General features: G+C 60.7%; 19 protein-coding genes and 2 pseudogenes. 10 read left to right on the top strand and 11 right to left on the bottom strand.

The annotated features are described in order from the left end of the window. Positions 1–10: 10 nt before the first annotated feature. Positions 11–772 carry an SDR family NAD(P)-dependent oxidoreductase gene (locus CFR78_RS05310; RefSeq protein ID WP_007398121.1) on the bottom strand — a complete coding sequence of 254 codons (762 nt, stop codon included), beginning with the start codon at positions 770–772 and terminating at the stop codon, positions 11–13. Positions 773–1,159: 387 nt separating this feature from the next. On the opposite strand from CFR78_RS05310, the gene CFR78_RS05305 reads away from it, so the two are divergent. After that, on the top strand, positions 1,160–2,446 hold the full coding sequence (locus CFR78_RS05305) for an NAD(P)/FAD-dependent oxidoreductase (RefSeq protein WP_034932630.1): 1,287 nt from the start codon (positions 1,160–1,162) through the stop codon (positions 2,444–2,446). Between the two features lie 138 nt (positions 2,447–2,584). Here the strand turns inward: CFR78_RS05305 and CFR78_RS05300 are convergent, their stop codons facing one another. The 5 genes from CFR78_RS05300 to CFR78_RS05280 are packed head-to-tail and all read right to left on the bottom strand — an operon-like array spanning position 2,585 to position 6,803. Further along, positions 2,585–3,034 carry an RrF2 family transcriptional regulator gene (locus CFR78_RS05300; RefSeq protein WP_034932628.1) on the bottom strand — a complete coding sequence of 150 codons (450 nt, stop codon included), beginning with the start codon at positions 3,032–3,034 and terminating at the stop codon, positions 2,585–2,587. After that, a complete protein-coding gene (locus CFR78_RS05295; protein ID WP_034932626.1) occupies positions 3,018–4,136 on the bottom strand; it encodes a sulfate/molybdate ABC transporter ATP-binding protein in 1,119 nt (372 codons plus the stop codon). The genes CFR78_RS05300 and CFR78_RS05295 overlap by 17 nt, the downstream gene beginning before the upstream one ends. After that, complete coding sequence (locus CFR78_RS05290) at positions 4,133–4,936, bottom strand: sulfate ABC transporter permease (RefSeq protein WP_034932624.1); 804 nt, start codon at positions 4,934–4,936, stop codon at positions 4,133–4,135. Before CFR78_RS05290 ends, CFR78_RS05295 begins: the two co-directional genes overlap by 4 nt. A gap of 14 nt (positions 4,937–4,950) precedes the next feature. Next, positions 4,951–5,817 (bottom strand): sulfate ABC transporter permease subunit CysT, encoded by an 867-nt coding sequence (gene cysT / locus CFR78_RS05285; protein WP_034932622.1) that lies wholly within the window; start codon positions 5,815–5,817, stop codon positions 4,951–4,953. Beyond that, positions 5,814–6,803, bottom strand: coding sequence for a sulfate ABC transporter substrate-binding protein (locus CFR78_RS05280; RefSeq protein ID WP_034932666.1), 990 nt, complete (start codon positions 6,801–6,803; stop codon positions 5,814–5,816). Before CFR78_RS05280 ends, cysT begins: the two co-directional genes overlap by 4 nt. Before the next feature lie 450 nt (positions 6,804–7,253). On the opposite strand from CFR78_RS05280, the pseudogene CFR78_RS05275 reads away from it, so the two are divergent. Then, a pseudogene (locus CFR78_RS05275) lies at positions 7,254–9,028 on the top strand (alginate export family protein). Positions 9,029–9,403: 375 nt separating this feature from the next. On the opposite strand, the gene CFR78_RS05270 reads toward CFR78_RS05275, so the two are convergent. The 3 genes from CFR78_RS05270 to bfr all read right to left on the bottom strand — a co-directional run bounded on the left by CFR78_RS05270 (position 9,404) and on the right by bfr (position 11,510). Then, a complete protein-coding gene (locus CFR78_RS05270; protein WP_034932619.1) occupies positions 9,404–10,051 on the bottom strand; it encodes a TetR/AcrR family transcriptional regulator in 648 nt (215 codons plus the stop codon). A gap of 365 nt (positions 10,052–10,416) precedes the next feature. Continuing rightward, the gene (locus CFR78_RS05265; protein WP_034932618.1) at positions 10,417–10,842 is read right to left on the bottom strand and encodes a Fur family transcriptional regulator; all 426 of its coding nucleotides are present in this window, start codon (positions 10,840–10,842) and stop codon (positions 10,417–10,419) included. 179 nt (positions 10,843–11,021) lie between these two features. Next, the gene (gene bfr, locus CFR78_RS05260; protein ID WP_007398136.1) at positions 11,022–11,510 is read right to left on the bottom strand and encodes a bacterioferritin; all 489 of its coding nucleotides are present in this window, start codon (positions 11,508–11,510) and stop codon (positions 11,022–11,024) included. Positions 11,511–11,898: 388 nt separating this feature from the next. Between bfr and CFR78_RS05255 the strand changes: the two genes are divergently transcribed. The 3 genes from CFR78_RS05255 to ppk2 all read left to right on the top strand — a co-directional run bounded on the left by CFR78_RS05255 (position 11,899) and on the right by ppk2 (position 14,116). Next, positions 11,899–12,837: an AEC family transporter gene (locus CFR78_RS05255; RefSeq protein WP_034932616.1), complete on the top strand. Its 939-nt coding sequence runs from the start codon at positions 11,899–11,901 to the stop codon at positions 12,835–12,837. A 170-nt stretch (positions 12,838–13,007) separates the two neighbouring features. Continuing rightward, positions 13,008–13,172, top strand: coding sequence for a hypothetical protein (locus tag CFR78_RS16215; protein WP_007398141.1), 165 nt, complete (start codon positions 13,008–13,010; stop codon positions 13,170–13,172). A 32-nt stretch (positions 13,173–13,204) separates the two neighbouring features. After that, complete coding sequence (gene ppk2, locus CFR78_RS05250) at positions 13,205–14,116, top strand: polyphosphate kinase 2 (protein WP_110581031.1); 912 nt, start codon at positions 13,205–13,207, stop codon at positions 14,114–14,116. Positions 14,117–14,442: 326 nt separating this feature from the next. Here ppk2 and CFR78_RS05245 read toward each other — a convergent pair whose 3' ends face one another. Next, positions 14,443–15,798, bottom strand: a complete 1,356-nt coding sequence (locus CFR78_RS05245) for an inorganic phosphate transporter (RefSeq protein ID WP_034926375.1) — start codon at positions 15,796–15,798, stop codon at positions 14,443–14,445. 289 nt (positions 15,799–16,087) lie between these two features. Beyond that, a complete protein-coding gene (locus tag CFR78_RS05240) occupies positions 16,088–16,315 on the bottom strand; it encodes a hypothetical protein (protein ID WP_110581009.1) in 228 nt (75 codons plus the stop codon). Positions 16,316–16,576: 261 nt separating this feature from the next. Here CFR78_RS05240 and pstC point away from each other — a divergent pair. The 5 genes and pseudogenes from pstC to CFR78_RS05215 all read left to right on the top strand — a co-directional run bounded on the left by pstC (position 16,577) and on the right by CFR78_RS05215 (position 21,696). Further along, positions 16,577–17,541, top strand: a pseudogene (pstC, locus tag CFR78_RS05235) (phosphate ABC transporter permease subunit PstC). Positions 17,542–17,553: 12 nt separating this feature from the next. Beyond that, positions 17,554–18,447 (top strand): phosphate ABC transporter permease PstA, encoded by an 894-nt coding sequence (gene pstA, locus CFR78_RS05230; RefSeq protein ID WP_051671955.1) that lies wholly within the window; start codon positions 17,554–17,556, stop codon positions 18,445–18,447. Further along, positions 18,447–19,244, top strand: coding sequence for a phosphate ABC transporter ATP-binding protein PstB (pstB, locus tag CFR78_RS05225; RefSeq protein WP_007398149.1), 798 nt, complete (start codon positions 18,447–18,449; stop codon positions 19,242–19,244). Before pstA ends, pstB begins: the two co-directional genes overlap by 1 nt. 17 nt (positions 19,245–19,261) lie before the next feature. Continuing rightward, a complete protein-coding gene (gene phoU, locus CFR78_RS05220; protein WP_034926383.1) occupies positions 19,262–19,957 on the top strand; it encodes a phosphate signaling complex protein PhoU in 696 nt (231 codons plus the stop codon). Positions 19,958–20,274: 317 nt separating this feature from the next. After that, on the top strand, positions 20,275–21,696 hold the full coding sequence (locus tag CFR78_RS05215; RefSeq protein ID WP_034926386.1) for an FAD-binding oxidoreductase: 1,422 nt from the start codon (positions 20,275–20,277) through the stop codon (positions 21,694–21,696). Positions 21,697–21,706: the final 10 nt, after the last annotated feature.

The raw sequence follows: 21,706 nt of genomic DNA, 5'->3' as shown, positions 1-21,706 counted from the left end.
GGGGCTGGCCCTACTGGGCCAGATAGCCGCCATCGACCGGCAGGACCGCGCCGGTGATGAAGGAGGCATCGTCCGATGCCAGGAACAGGATGGCGCTGGCCACTTCGGCCGGCCTGCCCATGCGGCCCATCGGGTGCATCTCCACCACCTTGCGGATTCCCTCCGCATCCATTCCGGCCACGGCTGGCGTATCGATGGTGCCGGGGGCCACGGCATTGACGCGCACCCCCTTGTCCGCCAGGTCGATGGCAAGGTGCTTGGTCAGGCCGGAGGCCACGAATTTGGCCGGGCCATAGACCGCCTGGCCCTTCTGCCCCGCAAAGGCGGAAATGGAGGACAGGCAGACAATCGCCCCCTGTCCGGCATGGACCATCTCGGCCGCGGCATATTTGCACGACAGGAACATGCCGCGTGCGTCAACCGCCATGGTATGATCCCACAGTTCCGCCGTGGCGGATGCCAGGTCGGCTTCGGGGATCACGCCCGCATTGGCAACCAGGATGTCAATCCGGCCAAACTGCTTCATGGTTTCGTGCATGACGCGCTGGATGTCCGCTTCGCTCGTGACATCGGCGGGTACCGCGATGACGGATACGCCACTTTTTTCAAACTGGCTGACCAGCTCATCAAGCGCGTCGGTATTGAGATCGGTCAGGGTCAGTTTCGCGCCCTCGGCGGCAAAACGCTCGGCCGTGGCCCGGCCGATGCCGCTGGCGGCACCGGTAATGACGGCAACCTTGCCCTGGATACGTCCGTTCGGGGTGGCAGTCATGGTTTCTCCTGTTGCAGGTGACAGCGGGGTAAAGGTCCCTTGCGCGCGGTTGGCTGTTACGGCGCATCAGGCCGGTTAACGCGGTGGGGGCAGGGGCGTTGCCCGTCCGGGGCCTGGCATGGCAGGTGTGGGCATGGGCGGCAAGGGCTGATCGGGTTCTTTTGATCAGCCCGCCGCATGCGTGGGTTTTCCGCATTCCGGCGCGGGACGGGACATGCCATTGCACCGTGTCATTACATATTCGTGCATGAAATTGCCCGGCCGCGTGTTTCAGGCCGGGGGGCGATGGCCTATGCTCACGCCCAGAGTGGTTTACATGGCTGGAGCGGGCCGGGGGTTCTGCCAGCGTGCGGCAACACCGGCCAGCGGGTTTGGAGCATTATCGAGATGGCACAGAAGTTTCGGATCGTGATTGTGGGCGGCGGTGTGGCGGGGCTGGCCCTTGCCACGCGGCTGGGCAATTCGGTCGGGCGGTCGGGGCAGGCCGAAATCACGCTGGTGGATAAAAGCTTCGCCCATGTGTGGAAGCCGATGCTGCACTGCTTTGCCGCCGGCACGGCCGCCAACGAGAATGACCGCATAAGCTTCATGTCACAGGCCAGCCGCCACCATTTTGAATTCTGGCCTGGTGAGATCACGGCGCTGGACCGCACGGCCCGGACCATTTCCCTTGCCCCGATCCGGGACCGGCTGAGTGGGGAAGTGGTGGTCGAGGCCCGCACGCTGGATTATGACGCGGTGGTACTGTCCATCGGCAGCCGGGCCAATGATTTCGGGACCCCGGGTGTGGCCGAGCACTGCCTGTTCATTGACAACCTGGTCGATGCAAACGGCTTTAACGACCGCTTCCGCATGGAACTGCTGCGGGCGTTCGCCAACGGGCAGGAACTGGATATCGCCATTGTGGGGGGCGGGGCCACCGGCACCCAGCTTGCGGCGGAACTGCACAAGGCGCTTGATCTCGCCTCGCTCTACAGTTTTGGCCGCAAGCCGCCCAGGCTGCGCATCACCCTGCTTGAAGCCGGTCCCCGTATCCTGCCCGCTTTCCCCGAGGCGGTCTCGGCGGCGGCGGTCAGGCAGCTTGAGGCGATTGGCGTCAGCGTGCGCGCGGGGGCCATGGTAAGCGGGGCGGATGGGAACGGCTTTATCCTGAAAGATGGCAGCCGCGTGCCCGCCACGCTGCGGGTGTGGGCTGCGGGTGTGAAGGCACCGGACGTGACCAGTAAATTCGGCGGCCTCAAACTCTCGCGCTCAGGTCAGCTGGAGGTCCGGCCAAGCCTGCAGGTGATGGAGGACGACAACATCTTCGCCATGGGTGACTGTGCCTTCATTGCCGAGAAACCCGTGGCCCCCACGGCGCAGGCCGCCCGCCAGCAGGCCCATCATCTGGCCCGTGTGCTGCCGGGATGGATGAAAAGCGGCAATCCGCTGCCCCCCTTTACCTTCCATAACAAGGGCGCGGTTGTCGCACTGGGTGACTATAATGGCTGGGGCACCTTCCCTGGTGGCACGGTTTTTGGTGGTGGCTGGCTGCATGGCCTGTCGGCGCGGCTGGTCCATCTCATGCTGTATCGTCAGCACCAGTTTGAACTGTACGGGCCGGTGCGGGGCACGATTTCGTGTCTGGTGGACTGGCTGGATGTATTCGTACGCCCCTCTGTCCGGCTGGACTGAGCGGTTTTTTCACCAGCAGGGCATTGATGAAAAACAAAAGTTTTTGGTGAAGCTTTTTTCAAAAAGCTTCAGGGAATGCCGCCTTCCGGAAAAAAGGCGGCACCCGACAATTTTCTACAAACCGCCGCGCCGCCGCCATCAGATATGGAAGGCGGAGGTGCCTGCCGCAGGGCGGGTCAGGCCACGCATTTCGGCCTGCCGCACAAAATCCTGCAATGTCAGCTTGCTGTATTCATGTGCCAGCAATCCGTCCATCTGGTCCAGGAAGGGCCGGATCACGGTATTGAACAGCGCGCCCTGGCGCCTGTCCGCCGCATGGGCACCATCATGCAGTGCAATCCGGCAGATATCGGACAGCAGGATTTCGCGCGCGGGCAGGGCCAGCCGGTAGCCGCCATGCGGGCCGCGCACGCCCTTCAGCAGCCCGGCGCGGGCCAGGCCTTGCAATATGGGCTCCAGTCCCCGGCGCGCCAGACTGGAGCGTTCCGCGATTTCGATGGTGCTGACGGGCCGCTCCGCCGTTCCGTAGAACGCCACGTCCAGCATGATGACAAGGGCGATGGCGGTGCGCTCACGAATGCTGTGCATGGATACGCTCTCCTGTCGGGTGGATGGACGGCGGGCCGGGGAATGGCGGGGTCTCGACGCTGGCCCACGCATTGTCGCGCGCCAGCCGCCCGGCCGTAACATCCAGCGCGCAGTGCGGCAGGATGCGGGGACGGTCAGGGGGCATGAGCGTTTCCACCTGCAGCGTGTCCGTGCCCAGACGCACGTCATACAGTCCCAGCGGGCCACGTGCCTGACGCAGTACGGCGGTGGCCTGTCCCTGCCCGGGGCGCAGGGCGATATCGACAGGCCGGACCAGCAGTTCGGCCGGGCCGGCGGCAATCGGGGCGGTAACGGGCAGGATGTCAGGCAGGTCGGGCGTGAAGACATGGTTTTCCACCCGGCCACCCAGGCGGACCAGATCGCCGGTGAAGGCCATGGTGAAGGGATCGGCCGGTGTGTCTTCCAGTGCCTGGGGTGTGCCGGCCTGCACGATGCGGCCATGGCGCATCAGCACCACCGTATCGGCCAGTTCGGCCGCTTCCTGCCGGTCATGGGTGACAAGGATGGTGGTCAGCCCCAGCCGTTCATGCAGGCTGCGCAGCCAGCCGCGGATCTGCCTGCGCACCAGCGGGTCCAGCGCGCCAAACGGCTCGTCCAGCAGCAGCACGCGCGGGCCGGTGGCCAGCGTGCGGGCCAGGGCCACGCGCTGGCGCTGCCCGCCGGAGAGTTCATGTGGATAGCGCCCCCCCAGCCCGGAAAGCTGCATGAGATCGAGCAGGTCCTCCACCCGCCGGGCAATCACGTCACGCCGCGGGCGCTGGCCACGGGGGCGGACGGACAGGCCAAAACCGATATTGGCCGCCACACTCATATGCGCGAACAGCGCATAGTGCTGGAACACAAAACCGATATTGCGCGCCCGGGCATCCAGCGTATCCACCCGTGTTCCGTCAATCGAGACATGGCCTGCCTGATGCGGGTCAAGCCCGGCAATGATCCGCAGCAGCGAGGTCTTGCCGGCACCCGATGGGCCGACAAGGGCGGTAAAACTGCCACTGGCCACCGCAAGCGAGACATTATCGACAATGGGTCGCCCGTTGCGCGGGTTGCGGCGGGTGATCTGCTCCAGCTGAACGCTCATGCCGTATTCTCCGTCCGCCCGTGGCGGCGTTCGGTCAGGTTGCGGGCCATGACCACACCCATCGCCATAAGGGCAAGCAGGGCTGCCATGGTAAAGGCGGCCACCGTCTGGTAGCCGTTGTACAGGGTCTCGATATGCAGCGGCATGGTTTCGGTCAGGCCCGGAATATGGCCCGATACGACCGATACCGCGCCAAATTCCCCCATGGCGCGCGCCGTGGTCAGCAGCACGCCCGAAAGCAGCGCCAGCCGCGCGCCCGGCAGCGTGACATGCCACAATACCTGCCACAGGTTCGCACCCAGCATCACGGCGGCTTCTTCCGCCTCGCGCCCGTTATGCGCGAGCATGGGCATGAGCGTGCGCGTGACATAGGGGAAGGTGACGAACACGGTGGCCAGCACAATGCCCGGTGGTGCGAACAGAACGGGATGGCCCCAGCGTTCCAGCGCCGCCCCCCACCATCCCTGTGTGCCAAAGACCAGCAGCCAGACCAGCCCCCCCACCACGGGCGAGACACTGAGCGGCAGTTCGATCAGCACGACCAGCAGGTTGCGGCCGGGAAAGCGGAAATGCGCCAGTGTCCACGCCGCCATGGTGCCGAACACGGTATTGATGGCCACACTGATACCCGTCACGATCATGGTCAGGCGGATGGCGGACAGGGCATCGGGTTCGGCCAGCGTGGCCATGGCAACCCGTAACCCGTGTGAAAGCGCGGCCGCGAACACCATTACGGGTGGCAGCACCACCATTACGGCCACCAGCAGGTAGACCACGAGGGCAAACAGCAGGCGTGACATCGTGTTCCAGTCCCTCAGTCCGTGCCGTATGACAGGTGGCGGCGCAGCAGGCCGATGCCCGCAAGCGACAGGAGCGATATCCCCACCAGCACGAACCCGATCAGTGTCGCCCCCTGGGTGTCGTATTCCTGCAGGCGGATGACGATCAGCAGCGGCGCGATTTCGGTATGGTAGGGCTGGTTGCCGGCAATGAAGATGACCGATCCGTATTCACCAATGCCACGTGCGAAGGCCATGCCCGCCGCCGTGACCAGTGCGGGGTACAGGGCGGGCAGGATGACGCGCGTGATCACCTGCAGGCGGCTGGCCCCCAGTATTCCAGCGGCTTCCTCCACATCACGCGGCAGGTGGCGCAGGACGGGGGCGATGGTGCGCACCACGAAGGGCAGGCCGATGAACATCAGCGCCAGCACGATACCGGCCTGTGTAAAGGCGACATGCCCCCCCCACCGCGCCAGCGGGCCGCCAATCCAGCCATTGGGGCCATAGAGCGTTGCCATGGTAATGCCCACCACAGCCGTGGGCAGGGCAAAGGGCAGTTCCACCAGCATGTCGATAAGCCGCCGCGCCGGAATGTCACTGCGTACCAGCGCCCATGCAATCAGCAGGCCGGGTACAAGGTCGGCCACCGCCGCGAGCAGTGCCGATGTAAAACTGACCCGTATTGCCGCGAGCATGCGCCCGTCATGCGCCGCGTGGGCGAAGGCGCGCAGACCGCTGAGCAGCCCTTCGCCCCATGGCCGGACAACCAGCGCCACCATGGGCAGGATCACGATCGTGCCCAGCCAGAACAGCGTCATGCCCAGCCCCAGCCCGAAGCCGGGCAGCGGGTCGCGCTGCCACCGCAGGCCGGGGAAAGAGGACGGACGGGACGGATTCATTTCGTGTAGACGCCATCAAAAAGGCCGCCATCGGCGAAATGCGTGGCCTGCACTTTGGCCCAGCCGCCAAGGCTTGCGATGTCAAAGGTGGTCGTGGGGGTAAAACGGTCCTGATTTTCCGCCAGGATGGCGGCGTTGACGGGACGGAAATAATGTTTCGCTCCCGTTTTCTGCCCTGCATCGCTGAACAGGTAGTCCACATAGGCCCGCGCCAGTTCCGTCGTGCCATGGGCCTGCGCGTTGCGGTCCACCACGGCCACTGGCGGTTCGGCCAGGATGGTCAGGGGGGGGACGATCATGTCGAACTGGTCCGGCCCGATCTCGCGCGTGGCCAGCAGGGCCTCGGCTTCCCATGCCACCAGCACGTCACCCAGGCCGCGCTGGACAAAGCTGTTGGTGGCGCCGCGTGCCCCGGTGTCCAGTACCGGCACATGGGCAAACAGGGATTTGAGATAGGCGCGCGCAGTCTCTGGCGTACCGCCCGGCTGGCGCAGTGCCCAGCCCCATGCGGCAAGGTAGTTCCACCGCGCGCCGCCCGATGTCTTGGGGTTGGGGGTGATGACCTGCACCCCCTCACGGATCAGGTCCGGCCAGTCATGGATGTTCTTGGGATTTCCCTTGCGTACCAGGAACACGATGGTGCTGGTATAGGGTGTGGCGTTATGGGGCAGGCGGCTCTGCCAGTCGGTGGCCAGCAGGCCGGCATGGGCCAGGGCATCGATGTCATAGGCCAGGGCCAGCGTGACGATATCCGCAGGCGCCCCTTCCAGCACAGAGCGCGCCTGTGCCCCGGACCCGCCATGGGACGTACGGACCTGCACGGTCGCGCCGCCATGCTGGCTGGCCCACAGGCGGGTGAACCCGGTATCAATGTCCTGATATAATTCACGCGTCGGGTCGTATGATACATTCAGCAGCCCTGTCGCCGCCCGGGCCTGCGGGGGGCGGAAGGCAAGGGTGGCGGCGGCTGCGAAGGTGGCCTGCATCAGGCTGCGCCGGGTCGGGAATGATGGTTTGGCCACTTTTTATATTCCTTTTTTATATAAGGAAGTATGGAGAATATGAAGCGGTTTGCATCGGGTGTGCCGAAGGGAGGAGACGATATTTAATGCCAGTGATTCGTCCTATTAAAAAATCACTGTAAAAATACGCTATATATTCTGTATGATGGCTTTGTGGATCTGTCAATAACACGTTTTAAATCGTCAAAAAAATGGTCCTGTAATTTTTATGACACATTGTCTTTTCGGTGAATCTGAACAAAAACATTAAATAACAGCACGTTAGTAAAATAACGACCCGCGGGGGAAGTTTTTTTGATAACTTTCCGAAAGCCGATGATAATACACGATTGACGCGAACTTATCTGTATAATACGAAAATGTTTAGTGCTTAACGGCGGATAAAATCCGTATATGACGAACTGGTGCGTAACTATGGTGCCTTCCCTGACCCCGGCCACGACCGCGAACATCCGGAATTCCCGCAGGCTTGCCCTGTGCGCCCACGTCGTGCGGACGGGCAGGAAGGCCGCCGACTTTCCCGTTCTGGCCATGTTGCTCAGCCTGCCATCGGGGGCGGCCATGCTGGGGCAGGGCGCGCATGCGGCTGAGCTGACACCCGCGCGTCAGTCCGGTCAGGTGGGAATCCAGGCGACATCACAGCCGGAAAGCATGGTTGTCCATATCCAGCCCCCTATCCAGATCTATCCGCATGCCAACCCGATCGGCCAGCCGCTGCGCATGAGTGGCGCGGAAAACCGCAAGAATGGCCATCAGTATGACTGGGGCGTGTTCAACCGGGGCAATGGCGAGGCAGCGGGCTTTGGCCCGGTCGGGACCTATGGCGTGGCCCCTGGGCAGAGGACTGGAGCCGGCTACGGCACACGAAGAAGTCCGATGACCCGTTTGACGTGCTGAAATACATTCCCCTGACCCGAAGCGGCAATGTATGGATCAGTTTCTCTGGTGAGACGCGGCTGCGGAACTGGTTTGAAAGCAGGCCACAGCTGGGCACGCAGAAGCCTAATGATTCCGGTCGCTTCGGTGTGCGCAACCTGTATGGGGCGGACCTGCATATCGGCTCGCACCTGCGTTTTTTCGGGCAGCTGATCAATGCCGATGCCGCAGGCTGGGGGGGGTATGGCTATGGTTCGACCTACCGCAAGCGGCTGGATGCGCAGCAGGCCTTCGTCGAGACGCGGTGGACCATGCTGGGTGCCAAAAGCGGCTTCATCTTCGGCCGGCAGCAGTTTCTCGATGCGCCATCATACATGCTGTACAATCGTGAGACCCCCAACGTGCCACTCTCATGGGACGGTTTCCGGGCCTATATGGTCTGGAAGCGCATCCGCGTGGATGGCTGGGATTTCGTGCAGACATACGACAGTGAAAACAAGATGTTTCACGATACCGAAAACTACGCCACGCGCCTGTATGGCTTCAATACCACCTGGGCGCCGCCGGACTTCACCTTCATGGGGCAGAAGGGGTACTCGTTTCTTGATGCGTTCTATATCGGCTATAAGCTCAATGGCTCCGCCGGGGCCATTGCGGGTCCGAATGGCACGTCCGTCAAGGGGTCGAACACACGTAACAACTTCGGCATGCGCTGGCATGGTGTTGCGGGTCCGATCGAGTTCTCGGTGGGCGGAATCTGGCAGGGCGGGGTCTTCCGCCAGGCCAGCAACAATGCGGCGCGCAATGTCAGTGCCTATGCCATCAACTCCGTAGTCGGGGCACGCCTGCCCAAAAATGCGCTCAATGCCTTTGCCGGTATCCAGACAGATGTCTATTCCGGTGGTAATGCGTCGGACCGGAGCGGGACAATCGGTACCTATGTCTCGCCCTTCAATCCGCAGACCAACTATCTTGATACCACGACCTACATGACGGGCTCGAACCTGATCAGCTTTGCGCCGCTGGTCCGTATTACGCCGTTCAAATCCGTGAGCATACAGATCAAGTATCCGCTGTTCTGGCGCGACAGTGTGAATGATCCGGTTTACAAATCCTCCGGGTTCTACAAATTCGCAGGCAATTTCCGGGGTAAATTCATTGGTATGGCACCACAGGCTTCCGTGGCGTGGCAGATCAATACCCATGTCTCGTGGACACAGTACGTCTCACGCTTCATGACCTCGCGCGCCCTGAATGAGGCGGGTGGATCAGGCGGGACCTATTACCAGTCCAATTTCGTGTTCCGCTTCTGACAGAAGCCGGCGGGCTGAAAACACGGACCCGGGGACAGCGTCCTTTCTGCAATTACGGTGTTCTTCAGCCTGTACGGCGTTCTTGGCGGCGCCCGTTCCAGAAAATCTTTTAACCGGTTCCAGCAGGGGAAAATTATGCTCTGGACAGGCAGGACTTACGCTCGGTCAAGGGGATATGAAATAGGGCTGGCAGTGCTTGGCCTGACTGTCATGTCCGGCTGTGCCTGCACGGCCTATGGCTGTGGCATGTCATGGGCGGATCTGTCAGAGGCAACAGCGTCCATCTTCCGTTACTGAACACGGCGCGGCCCCTGCGGACTGTCCGCGTAGCCGGGCCATTCCCGGCATGGCCGGTCTGCGCGGTCAGGGGCTGAATCAATCCGCCATGTCATCAACCGGTTCCGGCCGGGGCCAGAGTGTTGACTGCAGCGCGTAGGTTTTCTGCAACAGCGGCACCAGCGCGGGCCGCCCGCGCAGCCTGATCCATTCATCCAGCGCCGTGCGGAAAATCGCAATGCCACCGCGTGCCATAAGGCGCGCTGCGGTCCTGCGGCTCTTGCGTTCGGTTATCCGCTTTGCCAGCCCTTCGGCCAGGCAGTCTTCCCACTTGCCGTATTTCTGCAGGCTGACGCTCTGCAGGGAAGGGGTCTTTTCGATCAGGTAGACAAAGGCATAGGTATCATGCCGGTTGGCGGCAATATGGGGTACAAGGGCCGTAAAGGCATGCATCATCGCATCGGCGGGGGGCATGTCGGCCGGGCAGTCGGCCAGGGCCTCGGTCAGGGCCTGTGTCATGCCGCGTGTCCAAGCCAGCACGATATCGGCCTTGGTTGCGAACATGCGGAATAGCGTGCGGCGTGAAACCTCGGCTGCGTCCGCGATTTCATCCACCGTGGTCTGGTCATACCCCTGGGCGGAAAACAGGCGCATCGCCTCTGCAATCAGGGTATCGCGCACGCGGGCCTGCTTGCGTTCACGCAGTCCGGGGCGGGAAGGGGTATCGGGCGTGGCGATGGGCTTCATTCAGTATCCTCTCGTGCAGGTCCATCCTGTAGCGGGGCAGGACGGGCCTTCAGGACGCGAGAAAACGGGGGCTCACGCCAACAGACAGCCTTTTTATACATAAAACCGATATTATTAAAACATAAAGCGGTTTGTCACATGCCAGGCAGGATGTCGAGACCGGCCACCGGGACAGGACTGTATTATACAGGGCGGCAGCACATGCCGCATGTTTCATGCAGGTCGAAGCAACAGGCCCGCCGGCGCGGGGTTTTACGGCAGGGCGACAGGGTACAGTTCGCTGGTTATGCCTGCAGGAATATATTTATATTTATTTTTGGGTTACAGTTTTGTGGATGCCGGTATTCCTGCCGGGCAGGCCCGGGCTATTTCAACTTTTTGCCAAACAGTTCAAGGCGTGTCGTGACAAGGTCGAACCCCATGCGGCTGGCGATCTGCCGCAGCATGACCTCCAGCACTTCATCCTCGAATTCAATGACGGACCCCGTCTTGGCGTCAATCAGGTGATAGTGATTGCCGTGGTCCGTTTTTTCATATCGTGCCCGGTTGCCACCAAAATCGCGCCGCAACAGGATGCCCTTTTCTTCAAACAGGCGGACGGTACGGTAGACGGTGGCGATGGAGATGCGCGGATCAATGGCCAAGGCGCGACGGTAGAGTTCTTCCACATCCGGGTGATCATCGGATTCCGACAGGACATGGGCAATAACGCGACGCTGGTCAGTCAGTTTCAGCCCCTTGTCACGGCATAGATCTGCAATGGGTGATGGGGGAATATCATCTTGTGGCATGGTATGCTCTGACTGGAACCGGGGCAGGACTGGATATGATTCTGCATGTAAGCAACCATGCAGCCGCATCAATTACAATTGCTTATATCTGTATTGGTAAAATACGGGAATGTTCCGCAGCCGGTCCGGTCTCCGGCTGCCAGGTGGCAGGTACTATGTACCTGCCGGGCGCAACTGCCTTATTCCTGATCGGGGGCAGGGGCGGAGTTGAGCTGGATGTAACGCTCGATACCGACCTGGCGGATCAGGTCGAACTGGCGGTCAAGGAAGTCCTCGTGCTCTTCCTCGTTCACCAGGATCTTGAGCAGCAGGTCACGCGATACGAAATCGCGCACGCTTTCGCAATAGGCGATGCCTTCACGCAGGTCACCGATGGCCTTTTCTTCCAGCTTCAGGTCGCATTTAAGGATTTCCTCCACGTCCTGTCCCACCAGGATCTGGTTGTAGCGCTGCACGTTGGGCAGGCCACCCAGGTACAGGATACGCTCGATCAGCCAGTCGGCGTGGCGCATTTCCTCGATGGATTCCTCGTATTCCTTCTTGCCCAGCAGGGTCACGCCCCAGTGGCGCAGGGTGCGGGCATGCAGGTAATACTGGTTGATGGCTGTCAGTTCATTGGTCAGCTGAGTGTTCAGGAACTCGATGACCTTGGGGTCCTTGACTGGCATGGTGCTGTTCTTTTCATTTCGGTAAATGAGAATCGTTCATGTCATATATCGCAAACGGCCTTCATTATCAAACAAAAAAACATTATATATCAACGCATTAATAATGATAATTATCATTCGCAAATAGAGGGAGCTATTAATTGGCCACCCCTTGTTATCAAACGGTTTTCATCGGCCAGGCGCCCTGTCCCGCCGGTCGTCCAGACTGGTGGCCGCACTGCCGGGGCTGCTTTCGTTTTGCATCCGGTCCATGCCTGTGCAACGTTCCCGATCCGCCCGGGGGTGGTTGCCCCCCGTCATTCATACGCGGCATGGTAGCGGCCTGCTGACCCATCAGGCCATGCGTGCCCCGCGTGCCCTTACACGCAAGCCACAGGACTAAAGGCCCATGCTTTCCACCATCATTGCCGCGATGCTGCCGCTTGTTGTGGTTTTTGTTCTGGGCTACGCGGCGGGATGGCGGCGGGATTTCAATGGTGAGCAGGTCGGCATCCTTAACCGGATGGTCATGCTGTATGCTTTTCCGCTCAGCCTGTTTGTGGGAATTGCCCGCATGCCGCGCACCATCCTGGCGGGCCAGTTGCCGCTGGCGGCATCGGTGTTTGGAATCATGTGCGTAAGCTTCGGGGTGTCCTATATCCTGTCGCGCCATGTTTTCCATCGTGATGCGGGCGTGGCCACCCTGCAGGGACTGGCCATGGGCGCACCGTCCGTGCCGTTCATCGGGTCTGCCATGCTGCCGGTGCTGATCGGGCCGAGTACGACGGCCGTTGTCATTTCCGCCTCCGTCTTCGCCATGGTGCTTGTGCAGACCCCGGTCTGCATGGTCATGCTGGCCAGGCATGCTACCATGGACAGGGCGGACCCCCGCCTGCATCTGGGGCACCAGATCCTTGTCTCGCTGCGGGAACCGATTGTCTGGGCCCCGATCCTGGCCACGCTTCTGGTTGCCTGCGATATCCGCTTTCCCGTGGCCGTGCTGGATGCGTTTGCCCTGCTGGGCGGTACGGCCGCGGGGGTTGCCCTGTTTGCTTCGGGTATCGTACTGTTCCTGCAGCGGGTTTCCATTACCCTGCCGGTTCTGGTTACGGTTGCGGTCCGCAATGTCGTGGTGCCTGGACTGTCGTGGCTTGGACTAGGCATGACAGGTCTCCCGCATGAGGTCGTGCGCGCGGCGGTGCTGGCGCTGTCCATTCCGGTCGGGACGGTTGTTGTCATCCTTGCGGTCCGGTTCGGGACGGATGAGCAGGAAGCCGCCTCCACCCTGTTCCTGAGTGCCGTTGTATCGGTGCTGACCATGGCGTTCTTTATTGCCATTACAGGCTGAGTGCATGGAATGGATTCATGATTTAAAGTATTAATGGAAATACCATAGTTATTTATAAAACTTGATCTTTATTTGTTAAATTCATCAAATATTCATATTATTAAGGGGAATGCGCCAGTATATCTTTCGGGACCTATGATCGGATAGGTATCTGGATTGGGAATGCTGCCATGAAAAAGGATTGCAAACACACGCCGCCCGCCATTGAGGAAGAATGGCGGCCTGCCGTTGTCCTGGTCTGGAAGGATACACGGGGGCGGACGGGATGCAGGCCCGCCCTGCCGGAAGTTGATCCGTCCGCCGATGATGACGTGTACATCCAGGATGAATTCTGATCGCCTGAACATTGATGGAGACGTACCCCGCCATGACCGAAGTCCCTGGCAGTACCAGAGAGATGTGGGAAAGAAACCGCCTGCGCGAAGACGTGCTGGATGATATTGACGAAGAAATCGAACTGGAACTGGATGACAGCCGCCTGGGGGCGGACAAGGACCGTGGCACCCCTGATTCCCGCCGTACCTACTTTCGTGAACTGTTGCGGCTGCAGGGTGAACTGGTCAAGCTGCAGGACTGGATCAAGGATACCGGGCACCGGCTGGTCGTGATCTGTGAAGGGCGGGATGCCGCGGGCAAGGGGGGCGTGATCAAGCGCATTACCCAGCGCCTCAATCCGCGCATATGCCGCGTGGCGGCCCTGCCGGCCCCCAATGACCGGGAGCGCACGCAGTGGTATTTCCAGCGTTATGTCAGTCATCTGCCCGCAGCGGGGGAAATCGTGCTGTTTGACCGCAGCTGGTATAACCGTGCCGGGGTGGAACGGGTCATGAATTTCTGTACGGATGCGGAATACGAGGAATTCTTCCGCTCCGTTCCCGAATTCGAGCGCATGCTTGTGCGCAGTGGCATACAGATCATCAAATACTGGTTTTCCATTTCCGATGATGAGCAGGAAATGCGTTTCCGTGCCCGGATGGAAGACCCGCTGAAGCAGTGGAAGCTCAGCCCCATGGATCTGGAAAGCCGCAGGCGTTGGGAATCCTATACGCTGGCCAAGGAAATCATGCTGGAACGTTCCAATATCAGGGAAGCACCCTGGTGGATCGTGCCGGCGGACGACAAGAAAAAGGCGCGGCTGAACTGTATAAGCCATCTGCTTTCGCAGGTGCCTTATCAGGAAATCCAGAAGCCGGAAGTCAGGCTGCCCGAGCGGGTCTTCAGCCCCGATTATCTGCGCCAGCCGGTGCCAGACAGCATGATCGTGCCCCAGCAATACTAGGCCAGTACTAGGCCGTTTTTATCAGATACGGCGCTGAGCACCCCTATTACCGACCGGAAGGGCAAAGCCTTTCCGGTTTTTTTGTAAGATATCGGGATATCTGAATTTTCAGGGGGGGTATTTAAAAAAGCTTCAGGTGAAGATTTTTCAAAAATATTAAAGTAACAATGACTTCTTTTGAAAAATTTTATTTCATAATAACGAAAGTAATTTTTGTCAGTTTTTTGTGAATTATTGATCTGATCAGGTTTATCCTGCAGGAATATGGATATCAAAAAAGCCAGGCAGGTACATGGTACCTGCCCGACCCTTTGGTGTCATGGGCCTCAGCTGTTCAGGATATAGAACAGGGCGGCGGCAAGTGTAATGGTAACCGGCAGGGTGCAGATCCATGCCAGCGCAATCCTGACCAGCATGCCACGGTTGATACCCGAACCCGATCCCAGCATGGTGCCCGCAATACCGGCGGTAATGATGTGCGTCGTGCTGACCGGCAGCCCGGTATAGCCCGCCGTGGCAATCAGGCCCGCGCCAACCAGTTCGGCCGATGCGCCCTGCGCGGGGGTCAGGTGGGTATTGCCAATCTTCTCGCCCAGCGTATGGACAATCCGCCTGTAGCCAATCATGGTGCCAATGCCCAGGCACAGCGCGCTGAGCAGGCGTACCCACCACGGCGCATATTCCACCACGGGACGGATCTGGTTGCTCAGGTTCCTGGCGGTTGCCCGGTCATGGGCGGAGGCCCCCGTATTGGCGGCAACCGCCTTCAGTCCCGCCACGACTTCATAGATGTCGGCACGCAGGGCCGATGCGACAACCGTGTCCGGGCTGGTCTGGGTCAGGCGGGTGACCGAGGCAATGGCTTCATCACGCAGGCCATCATGGTCGTACTGTGTGATCAGCGGGGCGGCGATGGTGGCGTTCTGTGCGATATGGGTAATCTGGGTCGCGCTGTCGGGCGCTAGTGCAAAGGTGGCGGGCAGGATGCCGATAATGGTCAGCATGATCAGGCCGATGCTTTTCTGCCCGTCATTGCTGCCGTGCGAAAAACTGACGCCGGTGCAGGTCAGGATCAGCAGGCCGCGTATCCAGCCATGGGTCGGCTTGTCACCCTGTGGCGGCTGGTAGAGTTCCGGGTCCTTTACCAGGTGTCTGACCACGAAATACAGCCCGCCCGCCCCGATCAGGCCCAGAAGGGGGGAGATGGCCAGCGCGCGCAGGATCTTCCAGATCTGTGACCAGTCAACGCTGTTGCCCAGGCTGCGGGTGTGCAGAAGCGCATCACCAATGGCAATTCCGATCAGGGCACCAATCACGCAGTGCGAACTGGAATTGGGAATGCCGAACCACCATGTGAACAGGTTCCACGCCAGCGCTGTGCCGAACAGGGAAATCAGCATGGGCACGGCGGGGTCGCCATTGGGGGGAGAGAGCACATCGGCAGGCAGCAGTTCGACCAGCCCGTAGGCCACGCTGATGCCGCCGAGGATGACGCCCACGAAATTCATGAACCCCGACCAGATGACGGCCGTGCGTGGTTTGAGTGAATTGGTATAGATGACGGTTGCCACCGCATTGGCGGTATCATGAAAACCGTTTACAAATTCAAATATACACACAAGCGCAAAGCATATGACCAGCGCGATTATGGAGAAGGTGGAATAGGGTGCAAAATGGAGCATGAAACAATACACCGATGAGTTATTGTTATGCTCACTTTAAATGATTTTTATTATTAATATAAGTTACCGGATTTTTGTTTAATATAATATTCATAAATTCTGAAAATACCTGTATCCTGCTTTTAATGGCATGGACTGAAACGGCCTGCGGTCAGAATGCCTGCGGTCAAGCACCGTACGGGACGATACAGGGAATGCCGCCCCTTTTAGGAAAGGGGAAGAGTATTCAGATGGTTTTATTTCATATCAACAGGAAATTTCAAATATCCGGTCATGTAAGGCAATCCGTTCAGGCACGGCATCGGGTGATATCCAGCGCGCGCGGTGCCCTGTAATGCCCCATGCGGAAGCGGGCGCGTGCCCTGGATACGGCGGCTTCAAATGTTGGCAGTGTATCGCCATCCATCTGGGTTACACGTTCATGCATGGCGCGGAACCTGTAGGGTTCAAGCGGACCATCGTGTAAAACGACGCCAACAAAGACGCCATCCACTTCGATTACACTGGATTCAAACATAAGGCTGCTTCCTGCCATGTTACCATGAAGGGCGGACACCGTCCGGGCCACTCCCGATGCGGGTGCTATGCAGCAGGGACCAGCAGTCATGCAATAGAAAATAGATGAAGTTTATATGACATGACAAGAACAGATTCGTGTCATGCACGGCAGAACACAGGTGCTTCATAAAAACTTCATATAAAATACTGGAAGTAATTATTGCCATGTCTCAGCCGTGCGGCCTAATCCTGCGGCTGTGTCATACATGTCAGGAATTGCATGATGGAACTTCCATCTTCCCTTGCGGCCCATGACGGGGCCGTATCGGACAAGAATACGCGCGGGCAGTGGGGCGATGCCCTGTTTGGCATGGTTGCCCGCCTGGCCGGATGGTCCCTTCTTGCGGTCATGGCCGGAATCATTCTTGTTCTGGTCTGGGGCGGGCGCCAGGCATTCCTTGCTTTCGGTCCTGCTTTCCTGACCAGTACCGCATGGAACCCCATTTCCCATCATTTTGGCGCGGCAACCTCCATTTTCGGCACGCTGGTCACCACGGCGGTCGCGCTTGTCTTTGCCGTGCCGTTTGCCTTTGGCGTCGCCTTCTGGCTCGTGGAAATGGCGCCCCCCGCCCTGGCGCGGTTCATTGAAACGGCGGTGCAGCTCCTTGCGGCCGTGCCCTCCATCATTTTTGGCATGTGGGGATTCTTCATCGTGGTGCCCTTCATGGCCCATCATGTGGAACCGGCAGCCACGCATTACCTGGGCCATGTGCCCGGCATCGGCCTGCTGTTCCGCGGCGCGCCCTATGGTACCGGCCTGCTGACGGGGGGCATCATCCTGGCCATCATGGTTACACCCTTCATCTGTTCGGTCATGACCGATGTGTTCGTCTCCATTCCCGCCGTGCTGAAGGAAAGCGCCTTCGGGCTGGGCGCCACACGGTGGGAGGTCATGCGCCAGGTGGTCCTGCCGTGGTCATGGGCGGCATCATGCTGGGCACCGGCCGCGCACTGGGGGAAACCATGGCCGTCACCTTCGTCATCGGCAACAGCAACCGGCTGGGGTGGTTGCTGTTTGCGCCGGGCAACACCATTGCCTCGCTCATCGCCCTGGAATTTCCCGAAAGTGCGGCAGGCAGTCTCAAGCTGTCGGCCCTGCTGGCACTGGGCGCGATCCTGATGGTCATCTCGTTCGTCACCCTGGCCTGCTCGCGCATTTTCCTGCAACGCGGCGCGGTGAATTAAGGAATTACGCTCATGTCGGTCCAGAAAACGCTGCCCGAGGCAGGCAGGGGATGGCAACGTGGCGGTGCCCAGGCCATGCGGCGCAGGCTGGTGGAACGGCTTGTCAGCATGCTGTGCAATATTGCAACGGTCATCGTGCTGTTCGTGCTGTTTTCCATCCTGTGGACGCTGGTCACGCGGGGGGCCGCCGGGCTTTCGCTCAATACGTTCCTGCACAGTACCGGGGCGCCCGGCAGTGGTGGCGGCCTGGCCAATGCCATTGCCGGCAGCTGTGAGCAGACGGGGCTTGCGGCCCTGATCGGCACGCCGGTTGGCATGATGACGGGCATCTACCTGTCCGAATTCGGGCAGGACGGGCGCGTTGTCCAGCTTGTCCGCTTTGTGTCGGACATGCTGCTGTCCGTGCCGTCCATTCTGGTTGGCCTGTTCATCTACCTGATCGTGGTGGAACCGGCGGGGCATTTTTCAGGCATGGCGGGCACGCTGTCGCTGGCCGTGCTGTTCATCCCGATCGTGGTGCGCACGACCGAAGACATGCTGCGGCTTGTCCCCCGCGCCATGCGTGAGGCCGCCTATGCCCTGGGGGCACCGGGGTGGCGGGTGATCCTGGGCGTATGCCTGCGTGCGGCGCGCGGGGGCATCATGACCGGCATCCTGCTGGCCCTTGCGCGGATATCGGGTGAGACGGCGCCGCTGCTCTTCACATCGCTTGGCAATCTCAACTGGTCCACCAGCCTTGGCGCGCCAATGGCAAGCCTGCCGGTCACGATCTACCAGTATGCCGGTTCGGCCTATGACGACTGGGTGCAGATGGCATGGACGAGCGCGCTGCTTATTACCGTTGCGGTTCTTGCAACAAACATCCTGGCCCGCTGGTGGCTTACGCGTAACGGATCCGCACAATAATGAACAAGATCATCATGGATAACAGCATGGGCCAGAATACGGCGGTGCCGGCACTCGCCATACGCGATCTTGATTTCTGGTATGGTGAAAATCATGCCCTGAAATCGATCTCGCTGGATTTCCCGACCCGTCAGGTCACGGGCATGATCGGGCCATCGGGCTGCGGCAAGTCCACGCTGCTGCGCTGTCTCAACCGGATGTATGACCTCTATCCCGGTCAGCGCGCAACGGGGGAGGTTGTGTTCGACGGGCGCAACATCCTCGCACCGGGGCTGGATGTGAACGTGCTGCGTTCACGCATCGGCATGGTGTTCCAGAAACCCACGCCATTCCCCATGTCCATCTATGACAATATCGCCTTTGGCGTGCGGCTGCACGAACGCCTGCCGCGTGCGGACATGGACCAGCGCGTGGAAAGCGTGCTGCGGCGCGTGGCCCTGTGGCCGGAAGTCAAGGACAGGCTCAATGCCTCCGCTGCCGCCCTGTCGGGCGGGCAGCAGCAGCGCCTGTGCATTGCCCGCACCATCGCCACCCGCCCCGAGATCATCCTGCTGGACGAGCCGACCAGTGCGCTGGACCCGATCTCCACCGCCCGGATCGAGGAACTGCTGGATGAGCTGAAGCAGGAATTCTCGATTGCGATCGTGACCCACAACCTGCAGCAGGCGGCACGGTGTGCCGACCGGGTCGCCTTTTTCTACATGGGCGAACTGGTGGAGGTGGATACGGCCGACAGGATGTTCACCGCCCCCCATGCCAAGCGTACCCAGGATTACATTACCGGCCGCTTCGGCTGAGCGCGAAAGTCCAGACAATGCCCCATGAATCGGTCCATACGGTCCAGAGTTACGAACAGGAGCTTGAACAGCTGCGCTCGTTCATCAACAGGATGGGGGGCGTGGTGGAACGCCAGGTCGCGCAGGCCATCACCGCCGTGGTCGAGCATGACGAGGTCGCGGCGCGCGACGCCCCCGAGATGGACCCCTATGTCGACGAACTGGAACGCGAGACCGAGGCGCTGGTCATCCGCCTGCTGGCCCTGCGTGCCCCCATGGCGGGCGACCTGCGTGAAGTGGTGGTCGCACTGAAGATATCGGGGGATCTGGAACGCATTGGCGACTGCGCCGCCAGTATCGCGCGGCGCGCCATGCGCAACGAACTGCTGTCATGCCCCATCTCGCTGACGGGGCTGCGCAGCATGGGCAGGCTGGTGCAGGAAAACCTGCGCCGCACCATTGATGCCATGGACCAGCGCGACCCGGAACTGGCGCGCATTGTCTGGCAGTCGGACACGGCGGTGGATGAGTTGTATGTCTCCATGTTCCGGGAACTGGTGACATACATGATGGAGGACCCGCGCAATATCGGTCCCTGCACCCATCTGCTGTTCATCGCCAAGAACCTTGAACGGATCGGGGATCACGCCACCAATATTTCAGAACGGGTCTATTACGCCGTTACCGGCAATACGCTGCCCATCGTACGGCCGCGTGGCGGCACCTTTGATTGACCGGCATCGCTTCGGGGTGGCCGGATATGTGGATTGACGGACTTTCCCCTGCTGATTGACGCAGGGCGCAAGACGGGGGGCGTGCCGCCTTTGCGCGGTACGCCCCCCCTGTGTGGCGTAAAAAGCGATAAAAATTTCCGGGTAACGCCTTTTTTCAACAGGGCGGCACCCCCTGGAATTTCCTGAAACAGGCATCTGGATGCGGGCGCGGGTCATGCGCGGCCGTCATGGGTATCATTGATTCGGTGCGGAGATGGCCATCGTGCCTCATGTGTTGTTACAATGCGGGCAGACCTGTTTTCTGCCCGGACCCCATCATGAACGAATGTGCACCTTCTTCCGCCTCCCGCCTGTCCGCAGCCCTTGCCGCCATCCGCGCCGGCGGCCTGTCGGCACAGGTCAGCACCGCCCCATCCGTGCTGGAAACCCACAGCCATGGTGAGGCGATGGAGGCGGCCTGTCTGCCCGGTGCGGTGGTTTTTGTGGAAAGCACGGACCATGTCGCAACCGTCCTGCGCGCCTGCCACGCCAACCGGGTGCCGGTGGTGGCGTTTGGTGCGGGCACATCGGTCGAAGGGCACGTAACCCCACCCGACCATGCCATAAGTCTGGACCTGTCGGCCATGACCGCCATTGTGGAAGTCAATGCGGAAGACCTGGACTGCCGCGTGCAGGCGGGGCTGACCCGGCAGGCGCTCAATGCCCGCATCCGCGACACGGGGCTGTTCTTCCCGGTTGATCCGGGTGGGGAGGCAACGCTTGGCGGCATGTGCGCCACCCGCGCATCCGGCACGGCCGCCGTGCGCTACGGCACCATGAAGGAAAACGTGCTGGGCCTGACGGTGGTGCTGGCCACGGGCGAGGTCATCCGCACGGGCGGCCGCGTGCGCAAATCCGCCACCGGGTATGACCTGACATCGCTGTTCATCGGTTCGGAAGGCACGCTGGGCATCATAACCGAGGTGCAGCTGCGCCTGCATGGCCGGCCCGAATGCCTGAGTGCGGCCATATGCCAGTTTCCCACCCTGGATGACGCGGTGCGGACGGCGATGGAAATCATCCAGTGCGGCATTCCCATAAGCCGTGTCGAACTGCTGGACAGCGTGCAGATGGCGGCATCCATCCGGTATTCCGGCCTGACGGGGTATGAACCGCTGACCACCCTGTTTTTCGAATTCGCCGGTGGCCCGGCCGCCGTGCAGGAACAGGTCGCCGCGACCGAGGCGATTGCCCTGTCCAATAACGGACAGGCCTTTGCCTGGGCCGACACGGCGGAAGAGCGCACGCGGTTGTGGAAAGCCCGGCACGATGCCTTCTGGGCGGCCAAGGCCATTGAACCCGGCGCGCGTGTGATCTCGACGGACTGTATCGTGCCGATTTCGCGCCTGGGGGAACTGATTGCGGGGGTAAGGCAGGACATCGCGGCTTCCGGCCTGCGCGTGCCGCTGCTGGGGCATGTGGGGGACGGGAATTTCCATGCGCTGATCATTATCGAAAATACCCGGCAGGGGTATGACCGCGCGTGGGATCTGGACCGCCGGATCGTGGCGCGGGCACTGGCGCTGGGCGGTTCGTGCAGCGGGGAGCACGGCGTGGGCATGGGCAAGCTGGAATTCCTGGAGACCGAGCATGGCGAGGGCACGCTGGCCGTCATGCGCGCGCTTAAAAATACCATGGATCCGCGCAACATCCTCAATCCCGGCAAACTGCTGCCTCCGGGCCGTCTCTATCAGGGGTGACCGGCGGCCC

Origin of the sequence: Komagataeibacter rhaeticus, assembly GCF_003207855.1 — a bacterium.
Lineage (GTDB): Bacteria > Pseudomonadota > Alphaproteobacteria > Acetobacterales > Acetobacteraceae > Komagataeibacter > Komagataeibacter rhaeticus.
The sequence above is the reverse complement of the archived record's forward strand: the minus strand, read 5'-3'. Positions and strand labels throughout refer to the sequence as shown.